General features: G+C 36.2%; 22 protein-coding genes. 5 read left to right on the forward strand and 17 right to left on the reverse strand.

What is annotated here, in order from left to right; all coding sequences use genetic code 11:
- Positions 1-9 precede the first annotated feature (9 nt).
- The 9 genes from ABFY81_RS18670 to rplM form a co-directional block, all read right to left on the reverse strand.
- Positions 10-429, reverse strand: a complete 420-nt coding sequence (locus ABFY81_RS18670; protein WP_019456609.1) for a roadblock/LC7 domain-containing protein — start codon at positions 427-429, stop codon at positions 10-12.
- Positions 422-982, reverse strand: a complete 561-nt coding sequence (locus ABFY81_RS18675; protein ID WP_019456610.1) for an ATP/GTP-binding protein — start codon at positions 980-982, stop codon at positions 422-424. Before ABFY81_RS18675 ends, ABFY81_RS18670 begins: the two co-directional genes overlap by 8 nt.
- Positions 983-990: 8 nt before the next feature.
- Entirely contained in the window at positions 991-1,956 is a 966-nt protein-coding gene (locus ABFY81_RS18680) for a hypothetical protein (protein ID WP_004704103.1), read from the reverse strand.
- A gap of 82 nt (positions 1,957-2,038) precedes the next feature.
- On the reverse strand, positions 2,039-2,398 hold the full coding sequence (locus ABFY81_RS18685) for a hypothetical protein (protein WP_019456611.1): 360 nt from the start codon (positions 2,396-2,398) through the stop codon (positions 2,039-2,041).
- Positions 2,399-2,734: 336 nt separating this feature from the next.
- Positions 2,735-3,391 (reverse strand): hypothetical protein, encoded by a 657-nt coding sequence (locus ABFY81_RS18690; RefSeq protein ID WP_004704109.1) that lies wholly within the window; start codon positions 3,389-3,391, stop codon positions 2,735-2,737.
- A 17-nt stretch (positions 3,392-3,408) separates the two neighbouring features.
- A complete protein-coding gene (locus tag ABFY81_RS18695) occupies positions 3,409-3,843 on the reverse strand; it encodes a ClpXP protease specificity-enhancing factor (protein WP_347914384.1) in 435 nt (144 codons plus the stop codon).
- A gap of 6 nt (positions 3,844-3,849) precedes the next feature.
- Entirely contained in the window at positions 3,850-4,503 is a 654-nt protein-coding gene (locus ABFY81_RS18700; RefSeq protein ID WP_049065027.1) for a glutathione S-transferase N-terminal domain-containing protein, read from the reverse strand.
- Between the two features lie 172 nt (positions 4,504-4,675).
- Positions 4,676-5,062 carry a 30S ribosomal protein S9 gene (gene rpsI, locus ABFY81_RS18705; protein ID WP_002048725.1) on the reverse strand — a complete coding sequence of 129 codons (387 nt, stop codon included), beginning with the start codon at positions 5,060-5,062 and terminating at the stop codon, positions 4,676-4,678.
- 12 nt (positions 5,063-5,074) lie between these two features.
- Positions 5,075-5,503, reverse strand: a complete 429-nt coding sequence (rplM, locus tag ABFY81_RS18710; protein WP_002117832.1) for a 50S ribosomal protein L13 — start codon at positions 5,501-5,503, stop codon at positions 5,075-5,077.
- A 173-nt stretch (positions 5,504-5,676) separates the two neighbouring features.
- Here rplM and pdxA point away from each other — a divergent pair, with 173 nt between their 5' ends.
- From pdxA to ABFY81_RS18725, 3 genes are read left to right on the forward strand one after another with little or no spacing between them, the layout of a single operon-like run.
- Positions 5,677-6,660, forward strand: coding sequence for a 4-hydroxythreonine-4-phosphate dehydrogenase PdxA (gene pdxA / locus ABFY81_RS18715; RefSeq protein ID WP_347914385.1), 984 nt, complete (start codon positions 5,677-5,679; stop codon positions 6,658-6,660).
- Positions 6,661-6,683: 23 nt separating this feature from the next.
- Positions 6,684-7,496 (forward strand): 16S rRNA (adenine(1518)-N(6)/adenine(1519)-N(6))-dimethyltransferase RsmA, encoded by an 813-nt coding sequence (rsmA, locus tag ABFY81_RS18720; RefSeq protein WP_004704118.1) that lies wholly within the window; start codon positions 6,684-6,686, stop codon positions 7,494-7,496.
- A complete protein-coding gene (locus ABFY81_RS18725) occupies positions 7,497-8,336 on the forward strand; it encodes a symmetrical bis(5'-nucleosyl)-tetraphosphatase (RefSeq protein WP_347914386.1) in 840 nt (279 codons plus the stop codon).
- A 40-nt stretch (positions 8,337-8,376) separates the two neighbouring features.
- Here ABFY81_RS18725 and ABFY81_RS18730 read toward each other — a convergent pair whose 3' ends face one another.
- The 4 genes from ABFY81_RS18730 to hflX all read right to left on the reverse strand — a co-directional run bounded on the left by ABFY81_RS18730 (position 8,377) and on the right by hflX (position 11,337).
- A complete protein-coding gene (locus ABFY81_RS18730) occupies positions 8,377-8,820 on the reverse strand; it encodes a DUF2147 domain-containing protein (RefSeq protein ID WP_004704121.1) in 444 nt (147 codons plus the stop codon).
- An 83-nt stretch (positions 8,821-8,903) separates the two neighbouring features.
- Positions 8,904-9,578, reverse strand: coding sequence for an LrgB family protein (locus tag ABFY81_RS18735; RefSeq protein ID WP_347914387.1), 675 nt, complete (start codon positions 9,576-9,578; stop codon positions 8,904-8,906).
- A gap of 10 nt (positions 9,579-9,588) precedes the next feature.
- Complete coding sequence (locus tag ABFY81_RS18740) at positions 9,589-9,960, reverse strand: hypothetical protein (RefSeq protein ID WP_347914388.1); 372 nt, start codon at positions 9,958-9,960, stop codon at positions 9,589-9,591.
- A gap of 42 nt (positions 9,961-10,002) precedes the next feature.
- Positions 10,003-11,337 carry a ribosome rescue GTPase HflX gene (gene hflX / locus ABFY81_RS18745; protein WP_346791423.1) on the reverse strand — a complete coding sequence of 445 codons (1,335 nt, stop codon included), beginning with the start codon at positions 11,335-11,337 and terminating at the stop codon, positions 10,003-10,005.
- 203 nt (positions 11,338-11,540) lie between these two features.
- Between hflX and ABFY81_RS18750 the strand changes: the two genes are divergently transcribed.
- Entirely contained in the window at positions 11,541-12,350 is an 810-nt protein-coding gene (locus tag ABFY81_RS18750) for a lysophospholipid acyltransferase family protein (protein WP_004704128.1), read from the forward strand.
- On the opposite strand, the gene ABFY81_RS18755 is transcribed toward ABFY81_RS18750, so the two are convergent.
- Entirely contained in the window at positions 12,351-13,976 is a 1,626-nt protein-coding gene (locus tag ABFY81_RS18755) for a phospholipase D family protein (RefSeq protein ID WP_004704129.1), read from the reverse strand.
- Between the two features lie 106 nt (positions 13,977-14,082).
- Between ABFY81_RS18755 and ABFY81_RS18760 the strand changes: the two genes are divergently transcribed.
- Positions 14,083-15,093 carry a metallophosphoesterase gene (locus tag ABFY81_RS18760; RefSeq protein ID WP_039255371.1) on the forward strand — a complete coding sequence of 337 codons (1,011 nt, stop codon included), beginning with the start codon at positions 14,083-14,085 and terminating at the stop codon, positions 15,091-15,093.
- A 45-nt stretch (positions 15,094-15,138) separates the two neighbouring features.
- Here ABFY81_RS18760 and ABFY81_RS18765 read toward each other — a convergent pair whose 3' ends face one another.
- The 3 genes from ABFY81_RS18765 to ABFY81_RS18775 are packed head-to-tail and all read right to left on the reverse strand — an operon-like array spanning position 15,139 to position 17,365.
- Entirely contained in the window at positions 15,139-15,618 is a 480-nt protein-coding gene (locus tag ABFY81_RS18765; protein ID WP_004704133.1) for an OmpA family protein, read from the reverse strand.
- Between the two features lie 14 nt (positions 15,619-15,632).
- Positions 15,633-16,856 carry a diguanylate cyclase gene (locus tag ABFY81_RS18770; protein WP_004704135.1) on the reverse strand — a complete coding sequence of 408 codons (1,224 nt, stop codon included), beginning with the start codon at positions 16,854-16,856 and terminating at the stop codon, positions 15,633-15,635.
- Between the two features lie 5 nt (positions 16,857-16,861).
- Positions 16,862-17,365: a YfiR family protein gene (locus ABFY81_RS18775; protein WP_004704137.1), complete on the reverse strand. Its 504-nt coding sequence runs from the start codon at positions 17,363-17,365 to the stop codon at positions 16,862-16,864.
- Positions 17,366-17,682: the final 317 nt, after the last annotated feature.

A 17,682-nucleotide genomic window follows, 5' to 3' on the forward strand; every position in this document is an offset into this window, starting at 1 on the left:
CCGTGTGGGTTATTCTCCATCTGCCTCTGCAATCACTTGGCTTGCTTTTTTTAGACTGTAAAGCAGTTGCCCTAAAAGTACATCTCTATTACTTAGGGTAACCATCACCATCGGGTGATGGATCGCTGGAATGGCTGTTAAAATGGCTTTGCCATTATCAGCATCTAAGGTGATGTTATTACAGCCAGTCAGTTGAATTTCTTTTAAGAATGCAGTGACCATTGCCAAAATCGAACTACTCACCGCTGCTAATTTAGTGGTGTTATGATAGTTCTTATGGCTGACTGTTGCCAATTCAAACCCATCTGAAGAACAAATCATCACAAAGTCTACACCACGTGTATTCATCAGAATTTTTTGGGCTTCACTTTTTGCAAGTTGTAGCAATTGTGTTGGAGCGGTGCGTTTTTGAACTGGAATACTAAGCATGATCTTTCCCTTGAGATGTTGCGCCTACCTTAACTTCAAGTGATGCAATTAATGATTCAACCATCATTGAAATGTGCTCTTGTTCTCTTGCATCAATAAAAAATAATGGATATTGAAGTTCATTTTCTGTTAACCAATTACGATACTGCTGAAGTGAAGATTCTTTATTTTCATCAATATGTGTAATACCAATCGCAATATTATTATTATAGTTTTTAAAGGTTTCCAAATAGCTTTCTAGCTCGCTAATAGCACTTGGGCTATTATGATCTAATAGAAGAATAATACCGATTGCGCCTTCACAAATAACTGACCAGATAAAATCAAAACGGCTTTGTCCAGGTGTTCCATATAAGCCAATTTTAACACCATCATCTAGTGTAATTTCACCGTAATCAATTCCGACTGTTGTTTGTGATTTTTGATGGCTTTCTACATCTGTATTAAATGCTTCTGTTCCTAAAATTGGAATTTCAGATAGCGATTTGATCGCTTCTGTTTTTCCCGCCCCCATACTGCCCGCAAAGACAATTTTATATTGCTGTATAATCATACTGTTCCTTAAAAACCAAAACGACGTCTAATTTTTCCTATGAAATTTTTAAAAAAATGACTTTCACTATTTGAGCCTTCTGAATTCGTTTGAGGAGCGTATGAACACTTATTTGCAGAAACATATTGTCCGTTATTTGCCATTAAGCAAGCCGTAATAAAACGTAAAATAACATCGATTGGTTGGTTAAGTTGTTTTGCTACATCAGTGACTTTGGCTCCCTGAATAAAGCAGGCAGAGAGCTGAAGGCTAATTTTTCTATATTCTTTTTGATAAGGTTGCGGCCAATGATCTATTTTGAAATAACCATCAGCCGAAGCTAAATTTTCAAATTCATTTGAATACCAGATGAGATTCCATAACCAATCTTTTAAGTAATAACCTTTTTTACGTGAAACCTTTGTAAAGTCTGAGGTTTTGGCAAAAGCAAAATTAAAACTCATATTGGTATGTGCTTTTTGACGAGAAGGTTCTACCCAAGCGACCTGAGTCCTGTTATCAATAATAGCGAGCGTACCTTTATCATCAAATAAATGTAATTTGGTATTTTCCTGACTATGTAAACTTTTTATAAATTGCCCATCTATGAGAGCCATTTCATTTGATAAAGCTGACGTAGAGTTAATAGCAGTAGATTCTAAAGAGGCTAATACATTTTTTTGTAGCCAAGATAGAAGGGGCTCTGACTTTTCTAAAGGAAAGTGTAAAGTATGTTCATATATAGAATTTCCATTTTGTGAAGGTGTTTTGGTAATTTTTAAATAAGGAATTTTTTTCTTTTGAAGAATATTTTGAATGTTATCTGCATCAAAAAAGTTTTCGTTAATGATTAATAAATCAATATTATTATTAGAAATGTTAACCCAATTAATCCCATATTGATTGGATATTAAATTTCGGATTAATATTTTTAATTCATCTGAAACTTTTAAGCTTAAACCTGAAACTGCAATATTTATGCAATGACTATCCATAGTATCATTTTAAGTTTTATTAAATAGTGTAGTGATTTTTTATGCTCTTTATAATTAATATAAAGAGCATAAATTGAATCAATTAGCTGAAGTCTAGCTCTTTTTCAAATGACTTTAACTCATGGCGAGCCATAGCCAAATTTGCTTTAGTACGATCAAGTACTAAATAAAGAAATAAGTTGTTATTACTCTCTAATGGACGAATTAAGTGATAAGCTTTACCTAAAGTAATTAAAATATCCTCAATATTATCATTTAATTTCAATGCATTAGCGATATTTCTCTTTGCGCGAATGACTTCTGTATTTCCAGCAGCAGCCAATTCTAAATCAATTTCCCCACCGCCTTGAGTTGCAAGTGATAAACCACTTTCTGAATCAACAAGTGCAGATGCAACAAAACCATCAATTTCAGTTAAGCTATCTAAAGAAAGTTTAGCCATTTTTATCTCTCAGGATTATAAAATTATAGTTACTACTTTTTATTTAAAAGTAGTTAAAAATCATTATATTTCTACCCAAGTTTAAGTCAATCAAACAAGTTTAAATTAAAATTGATGTTTGGGTAAGTAAGTGACCAAAAATGTCATATTATAAAAAATATTATAAGAAAATTTATGCATTATACTTTTAATATTGTGCTCAGGTTTACATTATATAATTTTTATTCAAAATTTAATAATTGTAATAGAATGTTAAAATAATATGGGATAATAAATTATGTTTTTAAAATAAAAAAAGAGGAACTATTTGTTCCTCCTTTAATGTTTATGATGAAATTAAACAAGCTGAGTATAAATACAGTACAAATAACCCAAGATTGCTAAAGCAACTACAGGAGCAATGATCTTTGACCATGTAGGAACTGAAGTTTCGATTGTTTGTTCTTCAATATGCAAATCTTCGTGGGATGGTTGGGCTTGATGAACCATTTGGTTAAACTCCTTCATTGTTGTATCCAATGATAGCTCTTCTTGCTCAACAGGTTTAGAACCAATTAACTCTGTTAGGTGATTTGTTGACCAAACCCAGTCTTCCGCTTGGCCTGATAAATGTTCAACTTGACCTAAGATGAGCTCTTTCAATCCATTTTGACCGAACCCACCAGTGTCATCAAGCTGATTCAGCTCTGTTAACTGTAATGTGAGAATTTCAGAAATACTTTGTTCGAGCTCAGTATTTTTTAAAACTGATTGATTGTGTTTAGATGTAGTTAGATGGCGTGCTACTTCTTGAATATATAGTGGATCAGCAGTTTTTATTTCATTATAAATTTTACTATCATCTTGACGCCATAAGCTGATTAACTTGCCAAGTGTTAGCACGTTAACTTCATCAATCAGCTTATTCTTTTCATTTGCTGGATATTGATTTAAAAGCTGAGGCTTCTGAATTTTTATTTGCTCAGCAAAGTATTGGACTAAATCAAATGCCATACTTTATTCCTCTAAATTTAATCTAAAATTCTTAATGTTGGTTTTTTCTTGCTCGGTATTGTTTCAGTTGATTCTTGTACTTCTGGCTCGATTACATTTTCTGCAGGAGTGACATTGGCATATTCTTCTGGATCAAAGAATAAACCCTGACCATTTTCACGTGCATACAGGCCTAAAACAGCTTGAATAGGCACGTAAATATTCTTGGAAACTCCACCAAACCGTGCTGAAAAAGTAATAGCATCATTGGTAATCAATAATTGATGTACAGCATGTGGAACAATGTTTAAAACGATTTGACCATCTTTGACAAATTGTTGTGGTACATCCGTATGCGGCTGTGTTGCATCAACAAGTAAATAAGGTGTGAGTTTGTTATCGCAAATCCATTCATAGATTGCACGAGCAAGATAAGGACGTGTAGGGGTTAATTCAATAGTTTGCTCAGACATATCACACTATTCCATATTTAATTGTTCATTGTAACGGGTTTTCTCTTGGGCCGTCATTGATTTAACAAAAGAAGGGCGGCTAAAGATACGTTTACAGTACAAAAATATAGGCCGACACTGCTGCTTTGGTAAATCAATTCCCATGCTATTCAGCCTCACAAAAATTGGGGCGAGCATACAATCCAAAATTGAAAAATTTTCCGACATAAAGTAAGGAAAATGCTGAAATAGTGGAGTAAGAGAAATTAAGGTCTCACGTAGTTCTTTTTGGGCTTTTTGTTTTTGTTCTACATTTAAAGTATCTGCATGCTTGAGCATATGATCAGCCAATTTGAACCAATCATTTTCAAGACGCCAAATATATTGTCGTTGTTCTGCGCGTGCCATTGGCGCATCGGCGTAAAGTTTGCTCTGACGATATCGGTCATCAAGATATTCAGCAATAATGGGTGCTGAGAATAATTTCAGGTTTTGCTCAAGGAGCATCGGTAATTGGTTATAAGGGTTTAGACTTGCTAAATCCTCATCTTCGTGATCAGTTATGATCAATTGATATTTAATTTGTTTTTCTGCTAATAAGAAACGAATCCAGTGAGAACGGAAATCATCAGCATGGCTGTAAAGGGTAATCCCCTGAATAGAGGTATTTTCGACCGACATATCACAAGACGACGTGGTTGAGTGAATCGATTAGAATACTAAAAATGCTCTAGGAAATCACGGTTCTAAAGAGATAGTTTTTATATTTATAAGTTCTTATCTTTTGGTTCTGTTTTTATAATAAAAAAGCCTTGGAAAAATCCAAGGCTTTTTGTCCGATTCGGTAAACGAATTAACGTTTAGAGAATTGAGGACGTTTACGAGCTTTACGTAAACCAAGTTTCTTACGTTCAACTTCACGAGCATCACGAGTAACGAAACCAGCTTGACGTAGAACAGGTTTTAAAGTTTCGTCAGCAGCGATAAGCGCACGAGTAATACCGTGACGGATCGCGCCAGCTTGACCACCGATACCACCACCTTTAACAGTGATGTAAAGGTCAAACTTTTCAGTAACTTCTAAAAGTTCTAAAGGTTGACGAACAACCATACGAGCAGTTTCACGACCGAAATATTGCTCTAAAGTACGGTTGTTAATAACGAGTTTGCCTGTACCAGCTGACAAGAAAACACGTGCAGTTGCGGTCTTACGGCGACCTGTACCATAATTAGTAGCCATGTGCTGTATCCCTTAGATGTCCAAAACTTGTGGCTGTTGAGCAGCATGCGGATGCTCAGTACCAGCGTACACTTTCATTTTTTTGATCATTGCATAACCAAGAGGACCTTTTGGTAACATGCCTTTAACCGCTTTTTCAAGAACAGCTTCAGGTTTGTGAGCAATTAACTTCTCGAAGTTAGTCTCACGGATACCACCAGGGAAACCAGTATGGCGATAATATTTCTTATCAAGTGATTTTTTACCAGTCACTTGAACTTGTTCAGCATTAATCACAACGATGTAATCGCCAGTGTCAACGTGAGGAGTATAAGAAGTTTTATGCTTACCGCGTAAACGACGAGCGATTTCAGTCGCAAGGCGACCTAAAGTTTTGCCAGAAGCATCAACAACATACCAGTCATGTTGAACTTCAGCTGGCTTAGCGCTGAGAGTTTTCATTAAACCACTACCTATTATAGTTGGTTTGGACTATGGAATCTGTCCAAACAAAAGGAGCGAGCATTCTAAACGAGTTTGTCCAAAGTCACAAGAAAAATCCAGTTTAAGGTAGATAATTTAATCCCTAATCCGATGAATGTAGGATATGTTAAAATAATTCAAATTTTAGAAATGTGTCGGGGGTGATTGTGCTGCCTTTATATGTCACTTCCGGTGAGCCTGCCGGTATTGGTCCAGATATTTGTTTAAGTCTGGCGAAACGAGTTGATGAACGTCCGGTTGTTGTTTTAGCTGACCGAAATTTATTGCAACAACGTGCTCAAAAGCTTGGCTTGGATATTAAGTTTTTAGAGTATACCGGACAGACTCAATCATCTTTGCAAGGTGAGCTTTATATAGAGCATGTTGCATTAAAAACAGAAGTCACTGACGGTCAATTAGACCCAGCTAATGCTGCTTATGTATTAGAGCAACTACGTCGCTCAGCTGATTATGCAATGTCAGGTAAAAGTGTAGGTGTAGCTACTGCGCCGGTACAAAAATCAGTCATTAATGATGCAGGAATTTTGTTTAGTGGTCACACCGAATATTACCAAGAGTTTGCAGGTGTAGAGCGTGTTGTCATGATGCTCGCCACTAAAACCTTGCGAGTTGCTTTAGTGACTACACATTTGCCTTTAAGAGATGTAGCAGATGCAATTACCAAACAACGCTTGCATCAAGTAATAGACATCTTGCTTCACGACTTAAAAACTAAGTTTAAAATTACCGATCCAAGGATTTTGGTGTGTGGCTTAAATCCTCATGCGGGTGAAGATGGTTACTTAGGTCGTGAAGAGATTGATACCATTAATCCGGTTCTTGAAACTTACCGCTCTCAAGGCATTAAAATCAGTTTAAGTATGCCAGCAGACACTTTATTTACTCCTGAACATCTTAAAAATGCTGATGCTGTTCTTGCCATGTACCATGATCAAGGCTTACCTGTGCTAAAATCACAAGGTTTTGGTGAAGCAATTAATATCACATTGGGCTTACCGTTTATTCGAACTTCAGTCGATCATGGTACTGCTCTGTCTTTAGCTGGGACAGGTTTGGCAAAAAGCTCAAGTTTAAATGTCGCTGTCGATTTAGCTTTATCGTTGGCAGCGAGTTAAATTTTTCATGTTGGAAATGTTCTATGTATCAAATTAATGCCCTAAACCCGAAAGATGAAGGGCATAAAGCTCGTAAACGTTTTGGTCAAAACTTCTTACATGATCAGCGAGTCATTGCCAAAATTGTACGCTCTGTCAATCCGCGTACAGGCGATAATATTGTTGAAATTGGTCCGGGCTTGGCTGCATTAACTTCTCCTTTAATTGGAGAGTGTGATGCTTTAACAGTTGTTGAGTTAGACCGTGACTTAGCAGCGGGTTTGCCAGAGCGTGTTCCACATCCAGAACGTTTAACTATTGTAGAAGCTGATGCATTAAAATATGACTTTAGTGAACTCGTAAAAGATGGTCGACCATTACGTGTAGTAGGCAATTTACCTTATAACATTTCAACACCACTACTTTTTCATCTCTTGGAATTTGGTAGCAAAGTCAAAGATATGCACTTTATGCTGCAAAAAGAGGTGGTTGATCGTATTACTGCTGAACCAAATACAAAAGAATATGGTCGTTTATCGGTAATGATTCAATATTATTGCCAGCCTACATTTTTATTTGAAGTTCCTGCAGGCGCATTTAATCCCCCACCAAAAGTAACGAGTGCTGTATTCCGTTTAGTTCCTTATGAACAAAAACCGATTGTTGCAAAAGATGAGAAAGCTTTAGCTCGTTTGGTTGCACACGTGTTTACTCAGCGCCGTAAAACCCTAAGAAACAGCCTTAAAGGTATGTTGGCAGAAGATGGCTTTGAGAAAGCAGGCGTTGACCCAATGGCTCGTCCAGAAACCCTGACACTTGCCGAGTTTGTCGCTTTGGCAGATCAAATGGTGGCATAAATGACCAAGCGCTATAACTATATCATTGGAGATGTTCAAGGTTGTTTTGAAGCACTCAAAGCATTGCTGAAAGAAATACGTTTTGATCCTGACCAAGATTTTATTTGGTTTGCTGGTGATTTAGTTGCACGTGGAGAAAATTCTGTCGGTGCACTTCGTTTTATTAAAAAACTAGCCGATCGTGGAGCAGCTGCAACCGTCTTAGGTAATCATGATTTAACACTGGTTGCTTGTGCTCGTGGTCTTAAAGAAATTAAAGAGAAAGATCGTACACAGGATGTTATTGACGCTGTGGATGGTGATGAACTCATCGACTGGTTACGTAAACAGCCATTATGTTTATTTCCAAATGAACAAACTGTGCTAACACATGCTGGTATACCTTGTATTTGGGATGCGAAAAAAACGGCTGCTTTAGCGAAAGAAGTTGAAGCTGTATTAGCACATGATGATCTGTCTGTATTAGATGCTTTTTTAGCTGAAATGTATGGTTCAAAACCAGATCTTTGGACAGATGAGTTAACTGGTAATGACCGCCTACGCTGTATTACCAATTATTTAACACGCATGCGTTTAACTAATGCAGAAGGTAGATTGGAATTTAGTTTTAAAGATACTTTAGATGCACCTATGCCAGAAGGTTATTTACCTTGGTTTGAATTTCCAAGTAAAGCTGCACAAACACATCAAGTATTCTTTGGTCATTGGGCTGCTCTAGAAGGCAGAATAATCAGTGAACATATTCAGAACGTAGATGGTGGCTGTGTGTGGGGTAAAAACTTAATTGCTTATCGTCTTGAAGACCAGCAAAGTTTTTCAGTAGTTAATCCTGTCATGTAATAAAAAAAGCCGCATAAGCGGCTTTTTTCTTTTTTAAGATTTATTCTAGGCGAATCCAGATTTGATTGCGGCCTAAAGCTGAAACTCCAAGATAACCACGCATGTGTAGACGGTTACCATTTGCACTGAGTTTGGCTTTTAATCCGTAAACTTTGCCAGTATTTGGATCTAGAATTTTACCACCAGTGTAGGTTGTACTATCCACTTGTTTTAAACCAGTCGCGATATCTAAACCTACAATATGCTTATTGGTATAAGGCGCTGGGCAGTTATCACAAATTTCTTTTGGTGTATAACCCGGACGCGGTGTAATTTTTACAACTTTTCCTGAATAAGTACCATTTGCCTCTTTTCGTATTTCTACATGAGCCTTAGGCGTACCAGTTTTATCGTCAATCGTTTGCCACATACCAGTAATATCAGCTGCAAAAGTAGCTGAATTTATCCCCAATAAGAGCAACGCTCCAACAAAAAATTTCCCCATAATCAAAAATCCTTTTAGATTTGAAAAGATCATCTTATTTCTAATTGATCACTGGTTCAATGTTTATTTGAACTACTTTTTGATCAGGAAATTCCTACAGATAACATGAAAGTCGGTAGCCATATGGCGGTAAATACACCATTTAAAGCCATACCAAAAGCGGCATAACGACCCGCAACAGGGCCACGTTGCCAAGCTTGAGCTGTTCCAATAGCATGTGCGGCTAAACCTAGAGCTAAACCTGATGCTCTTTCATCATGAATATGCTTAAGTAAAAATGGTGAAAATGCTGCACCAATAACTCCTGATAAAATCACAATTAACGTGACTAATGTTTCAGGGGCATGTAATAAAGTTGCAATGTTTAAAGCAATAGGTGTAGTTACAGCGCGTGTAGCAAAAGCCAAAATAGTAGGCTCAGACATATGCAATAAATAAGCAAGGCCCATTGGTAAAGCAACGGCGCTAATACTTGCAAAAAACAAAATTCCAATCACCGATTTAAGAGGTAGATCGTCATATCGCATTGCAGCCAATGGTATCGCTAAAGCAACTGTGACATAACCCAGTAGATGGCTGAATAAATCATTTACATAAAGTCGGTATTCTTCATAATGAACTTTCAAGATTGACAATAAACCAATCACAATGAACATACCAAAAACTAAGAGAGGGATTTGAGGAATACGGCGATTTAAAGGTTTTGCACAAAGATAGCCAACTAGAGTGATCAAAAATCCATATAAAATCATAAACATTTTATTCTCCTTATAACCAGTGTTTGGCCATTTTTGCATAGACCCACAGCGGGATAAGGGTGCTTACCACTAGTACAAAGAGAAATAAAGGAATTTCTTTGCCCATATGCACCAGCATAATTAATGATCCTGCACAAATGGGTAAAAAAGCAAAACCACTTTCTTTCATAATTTTATTGTTGGTGTCGACTAGTCTTAAAGGAATTTTCTTAAACTTGCGCCAAACGAGTAAAATGATGAGTAAACTAATTAAACCAACTAAGTTTCCTAATTCTGGATGACCAAGAGTACGCATAACGACGACTGAGCCTTCACGAAAGCCAATAATAAGTAGAAAAGTTCCTACCCATGCTGCCCAATCTATACTTTTGATCTTATCCATATTTTTTATCTCTAAAAGTTTACTTATCAAGTTTTAACTGATCTAGTTCTTGATTTCAAACTCTTCCAGTGGTCGTTTAAACTGACTCGCTCGTTCACCTAATATCTCATCTATAGGTAATTTGGCTTGGCGAATTAATTGCTCGAGCTTATGAGGGGCTATTCGTATATCAATATGTAATAGCCCTTCATCATCATAATGTTCAGATTCGATAACGTTTAAAGCATAAAGCTGGGTACGCAATTTGCCATAAGCAGGTTTAAGTATTAATGAGAATTGTTGAAGTTGTCCCATTAAACATTCTTGAACAGCTTGACGTAGTAAATCTAGACCTAAACCTGAATGTGCAGATACATAAACGCGATCAGGAACATGAGGCTCTGAATAAACAATTTTGGCCTCTTCACCACTTAAATCGATCTTATTGTAAACACGAAGGACAGGAGCATCTGCGCCAATCTCTTTTAACACACCTTCAACAGCTTCAATCTGATCCAGCATTTCATGGCTACTGCTATCAATTACATGTAAGAGTAGTGTTGCCTCAAGCGTTTCTTCTAAAGTTGCCTTAAAAGACTCGACTAAATCATGTTGTAGGTTTCGCACAAAACCGACAGTATCTGCGAGCACAACAGTACCAATACCATCCCATTCTAAACGACGTAAGGTTGGATCAAGGGTTGCAAACAGTTGGTCGGCTGCATATACATCACTTTTCGCTAAAATGTTAAATAAAGTAGATTTACCAGCGTTGGTATAACCCACTAAAGATACGGTTGGAATTGAGGCTTTTTGTCTGGCTGCTCGTCCTTGTATACGAGTTTGATGGACTTTCTCTAATTTGTCTTTTAACTGCGTAATACGCACACGAATGAGACGACGGTCTGTTTCGAGTTGTGTTTCACCCGGACCACGTAAGCCAATACCACCTTTTTGTTGTTCAAAGTCAGCAGACCAACCACGAATCAGGCGAGTTGATAAATGTTTAAGCTGAGCAAGTTCAACTTGTAATTTACCTTCATGGGTGCGGGCACGTAGGGCAAAAATATCCAAAATTAAACCAGTACGGTCAATGACCCGACATTTTAATATTCTTTCTAAATTTCGTTCTTGAGCGGGTGATAATGCATGATCAAAAATAACCAGCCCAGCTTCTAATTCTTGAACTTTCTCTGCTATTTCATCGACTTTACCTGAACCAATAAAAAATTTAGGATTTGGCTTATTACGTTGTACTTTAACGTGCTCAAGAATATCCGCACCAGCAGACTGTGCAAGTAGAGCAAACTCTTCGGCATCCAGATCATCTAATAATTGTACAGACACACTCACCAGTATTGTGCGCTCACCGCCTTGATGCCGATCAACAAATTCCACGTGGCTATAAATCCTGAAAAGGGTAAAACTTTATTCTAGAGGAAACTTGAGTAAAAGGGGAAAGGGTTTAGTCTTATCCTTTAGATTATCTACATGCATTTTATTTTTTATTTGCTTCTATCGCATAGCGATGCAAGTTAATTGCGAAACGTATAGAATGGCTCGAGATAGGTATAACAATGATTGATCGTTAGTGAAATTTTATGGCTCAAACGCAAAGTATATTAAATTCAACGTTAAAGAAATTTTCTAAAATAGGCTTGTACGGAAAGAAAGTTACTTCAGCAACTGCGGCAATCAGTGAAGGTTTTTATTTAGTTTATCGTCATGGACTCTATAAGGATCCAAATAATCCTGTTAATACACGATACGTCCAATATTTTTGTCGCCGTTTATGCAAAGTCTTTAACCTCGATGTTCAAGTGCATGGAACGATTCCTAGAGAGCCAGCTTTATGGGTAAGCAATCATATTTCTTGGCTTGATATTGCTGTCTTAGGTTCTGGTGCGCGCGTGTTCTTTTTGGCTAAAGCTGAAATAGAAAATTGGCCTATTTTTGGTAACTTAGCAAAGGGTGGCGGTACTTTATTTATTAAGCGTGGCTCTGGTGACTCTATTAGAATTCGAGAGCAAATTGCTGAATTCTTAAAACAAAATATTCCAGTATTATTTTTTCCTGAAGCGACTACTACAGATGGACATTCTGTTAAAAAAATACATGGTCGTTTACTCGGGGCCGCTATAGAAGCCAAGCGTCCAGTACAAGTGTGCTTAATTTGCTATGTAAACCGTCATGGTGAATTAGATAATGTCGCGCCATTTATTGGTGAGATGTCATTTGTTGAACATATTCAGCATGTGCTAGAAATGCCGAAAGTAACAGCTCATCTACTGACCTTGCCTCCTATCTCGGTCGAAGGGCACGATGTAAAAAGTCTGACTCAAGAAGTCCAACAAAAAATGGTAGAAGGTTTGGCTCAATTACATCAAAAAGTACTTAAGCCAAAAAGTTAATTACATAAACCCTTCGAGAGGTAGCCATGAAAGAAACTTCATGCCTGCCTTTTGCCACCATTTCATTTCTGGTTCTTTTTTATAAATAACAGGTCCTTTGGAGGTTTCTTGTTGCCAATAAATATTGTTATTCGGGTCGAGCTTTAATTTATAAGCATATTTATTTAAGTTTTCATCCATCGTATGGTGAATTGTTTTTGCTAACGATGGGCTATCTAAAATTACACCAATTTCAGTATTTAAATAAGCAGAACGTGGATCAAAATTGAATGATCCAATAAAAACCTGTTCATCTAAAGCCATGAGTTTGGTATGTAAGCTTGAGCGACTTAAGCCTTTCATGTTTACTTTAGCCTTAGTTGCCAACTCTTCCGTATTTTTATTTAAATTACGTTTATCTGGTGCTGGTAAAAACTCATAAAGTTGTACGCCGTTTTTCAAAAGTTCTTTTCGATATCTACCATAAAAAGCATGGACTACAGCAACGTCATTTGCCTTAAATGAGTTTGTTAAAACTCGAACTTCTACGCCTTCTTTCGCAAGCGTACTCAAAATTTTAGCGCCTTGCTTTTCAGGAATAAAATAAGCAGAAATCAAATCAACATTACTTTCGGGCTTTTCCAAATGGTTAATCAATTGGAAATTTAAATGCTCTTCTTTTTTTGCTTTTGACTTAATTTTATCAGGGGAGTCTTTTACGACCTCTGCCTTAACCCAGTCAAATTGAATGTTATGGTCTAGCCATTTATCAAAAGCATGTGACTTAGAAGTTAAGTTAAGGAAGTTTTGAACAGTTGCTTGTTGATAATGAGCATCGAGTTGTTCTTTTAAACTTTCATAGCGTAAACGGTGTTGTTGAGCACTAACAATGCTCTGGACCGAATAGGCATATTCATGATTCCAGTAATCATCAAAAGAATTTACGATGTCATCAACAGCAGCACCGACTAACATGACATCAACATCAGAAAATTGGTAATTATCACTGACGTTATAATATTGATTTGTCATATTACGCCCACCAATGAGCGCTACCTGATTATCAGCAATAAAGCTCTTATTATGCATACGACGATTGATACGCTTTAAGTCTAAAATCATATCCATCGCGCGGTATTCGCGAAAACGGTAAGGGTTAAATAATTTAACTTCAATATTTTTATGCTGAGAAAGGGCCAGTAAAACCCCTTCCATTTTTTTAGCGTTATTATCATCAATCAATAAACGTACTTTAACGCCACGATCTGCAGCACGAATAATCGCATGTAAAGCTAAAGCGCCGACCTTGTCATTATCCCAAATATAATATTGTAAATCTAAAGTCTTTTCGGCTTTATCAATCAACCTTAAACGAGCCGCAAGTGCTTCTAACGGATCATTTAACAGATGATAACCCGTTAAATTTGGATTTTGTTCCCGCAAAGGTGTAATAATTTTTGCAAGTGAAGTTTGAGATGTATCGATATCCCGTGCATATTCAATTGGTTCTGCACGATGTTTGGGTAAAGTGCTACAACCTGTCAAAGTTACAGCGAAACTTGAACAGACAACTAAAGAAGCTTTGATCAAAAAGCCTTTAGCCTGTTGATGAGTTTGAAGCTGTTTGGAATGAAAGGATTGTGCCATAATCAATACATACGATAAGGTGAGCTAGAGTATAATTCGTGCATATTGAAAGATAAATATTGAATTTGATTACTAGCAATCAATATAAGATAAGTCGAGAATCGTAATGTGGAATCCAAATTCAATCATCTTTTGTTTTTACTTTATTTTTTCAATACTTGCCTTGTGGGGCATTGTCGAAGCTTGGATTCATCAATCACGTACAGAAACAATTCATCCATTTAAAGCTTTTGTTCACTTACTTACTTTTTATCTATCTTATCTTCTTATTCCACTTTGGTTCTTTAACTTATATGCAGGTTGGATAGGATATTACTCAATTCACCAAACCATTTTTATCTTTTTATTAAGCGGTATCCTCATTTATGCACGTTTTATAGAACCGCATATGGTACGTGTTGATGTTCATCAATATCGTTTGAATCCGGATCGCCGTTTTAATAAGCCTGTAAAAGTTGCTTTAATTGCTGATTTACATATAGGTTTATTTTCTGGTCACGAACGACAACTCAAAATCATTGTGAAAAAACTTAATGAACAACAGCCTGACTTGGTGGTTGTGTCAGGCGACTGGACCTATGAACCAGAAGACAAACTAGTACAAGAACTGGCTGTACTCAAAGATATTCAAGCTCCAGTCTATTCAGTTCCTGGAAATCATGATGAACAATATCCAGGACCACCTATACAACAATTATTAAAAGATGCACTTTACTACAATGAAGTTATGGATATTGAAGGTAAAATTGTTGAGTTTGACGAATTTCGCTTAATTGGTATTGGTGATCTATGGGCTGGAAAAACCGATATGCGTTCAATGCCAAACTTACCACAAGATAAACCGTGGTTAATCCTTTCTCATAATCCAGATACAGTAGATATGGTTCCCAAATTACCTAATCGACCTTTGATGTTATCAGGACATACTCATGGGGGACAGGTTGAGCTTCCGTGGGTAACTAACTACATTATGAAAAAAGTATCAATTTTAGGTCACAAACGTGGTTTTTATTCACACGAGCATGCGGATGTATTTGTTACTGTTGGAACAGGTATGGTTGGCATACCTTTAAGATTTCGTGTACCACCGACTATTGATATTATTGAACTTGTATAAAACAAAAAAGCCAATCACGAAGATTGGCTTTTTTAAATAAGAAAATTAAGGAATAATGACGATTGCAACACGACGATTGATTGCCCGATTTTCATTGGTTGTGTTTGGTACATATGGTTGAGTTGAACCACGTCCAATAACATAAATATTTTCCTTTTTAAAACCACGAGTCAAGAAAAGGTTAGCAACACTTTGTGCGCGCTCTTCAGATAACTTCTGGTTGTATTCAGGATTACCTACATCGTCAGTATGACCAACAATTTTTAACTTATTCAAATCATATTTATTTAATTGATTTGCTAAGCGTACAAGTTCTGCTTCATGGCTTTGTTTCAACGTTGCATCATTAAAATCAAATAATAAACGTTCTGGTAAACCTAGAGTCCAGCCTTCGTTAGTTAGAACAAAACCCTCTTTCTTTAGCATTTTTACTTGACGATATTTCAAAGGGCCAAAACTCAAGCAGCCTGCAAGAGCAATGCACAGCAATGCAATAAAGGAGAGTTTTAAAGATCTTGTATTCATAGATTAGCCTAAATTTAATTCTCTGGTTTATAAATAAACCAATGTTGCTCAGAAGTCTTAGCCTTATACATCGCCTGGTCGGCTTGCATAATAAAATCTTCTGGACTAGACGCAAATTGGGATAAAGCAATCCCCACACTAAAACTGAAATAAATCGTTTGATCATTTAGATGCAAAGGTTCTTTACAGCTTTCGAGTAAATTTTCAGCAATAGATATTAAATGATCAGCATGACTAATGGAATGCAAAATGACCGCAAATTCGTCGCCGCCTAGACGAGCAATAAAATCTTGATGCCGTAAACGAGTCTGTAATCTTTTGGCCATCTCTTTTAAGACTTCATCACCAGCTAAATGTCCGAACTGGTCATTAATTGCCTTAAAGTTATTATTATCTATAAATAATAGAGCAGATTTGTTGTCAAAATCTTTATCTTCAAACATATCTAACAATATTTGATAAAAATAATGTCTGTTTGGCAGTAACGTGAGTTGATCGTGATGAGCTTGAAAAGATAGTTTGCGATTTTCCTTTTGTAACTGATTATCCCAAATTTGAATTTCTTCAAGCAACTGATTAAAAACAGTATTTAAATCTTGAAACTCTTTAATACGGTTATATGGAAAGCGAAGATTATAAGCTTTCTGTTCACTTACGATTTGAGCAATATTGGTAAGAGGATAAATCGCCTGCATAATTTGACGATAAGTTAAATTCACTGACCACCATAGTGCACAAACAATAAATAACATCGCGATCGCTAGACCGACCATAATCATCTTTAAAAATTGCAATATTTTTTCAGAGCTACCAAAAAGCGTTAGCTCGCCAACATTCTGTTGGTGATGATAAATCGTTAAATGTACAGGCTCATTTAAGAACCAATGATTAAACCATCCTTCCAAAACAGAAGTTTGACTAGACAACTTAAAACTTTGTGCAATTAAATGATGTTCAGAATCATAAATATGAATAGCTCGAATAGAATGATCATTCGTATATTCATTTAAGATCTGTTCTATTGTGATCTTGTCATTAAACACTACAGCAGGTTGAATACGCTCAAGAAGCGTATGACTAAGTAATTGCAAATTCTGCTTTGCATAAGTTTCCATAGTAAAAACGGAAATAGATACAAAGGTGAAAGAACAAATAAAAAAAGTAATCGCAAAAATCGTAAATTGAGACTTTCTAAAAAGAGCATGTAGAGAAGTGGACTGATACAACTTAGATATCATGGCCCTTACTCCGCATTCTTAGCCAAGAGTAATACCCTTGGATCAATATGGACCTTGGAATGGCTTAATGCATCTAAGTTAACTTTAAAAGTGGTGTAATTATTTTGATCATATAAACAAAAGATACTACCAACTTCACATTCTGGATTATTAATACTTAAAGAAAGCAAAGAACGATATGGATAATTCTGAATTAAATTTTGTTGTTGTTGAGGAGAAGTTGTAGAAAAGTAAACAGCTTGGCAATGTGACTTGGGGAAATCTTTAACATTAACTGTTTGTACACGATAATTATAAGATAATTGTTGAATATAAGACTGAAAAGTAGAAGTAATTGAAGCATTATCAATTACACAAAGAGTAGGGGTGCTTACATTCTCCCATTTGCTATAACTTAAAATAGATAAAGTCAGCACATAGAAGTTATGTTTTGAATTGGCATACGCAGGCCCACTCGTAGCAAGCACTACAAGTATGCAGAATAATACTTTCTTAGCGGAATGCCACATGGTGAGTTAATGCCACATCAATTGCATGAATAATCTATTCTACATGAAGTTGATTAACTAAAAAAAGTTTAATATCTCATCTAATCCCTACCAAAAAGCCTAAAAATTGATCTATTGAATAATAAAACATGAGAAAGGTATTGCAAAGGGATCTTAATCCTCTATAATGCACATCCATCGGCGGTGATGCGGATAAGAACTTGTTGAAAAACAGTTACTTGTGATTAAGTTGATTGCTTTAAGTGATGAATTTGATGATAAGGTGGTTTAGAAAATAAGTTTTAAAAAATATCGAAATTACCTGTTGACTTTTAAGA

Origin of the sequence: Acinetobacter sp. WA-87 (assembly GCF_039938935.1) — a bacterium.
GTDB lineage: Bacteria > Pseudomonadota > Gammaproteobacteria > Pseudomonadales > Moraxellaceae > Acinetobacter > Acinetobacter seifertii.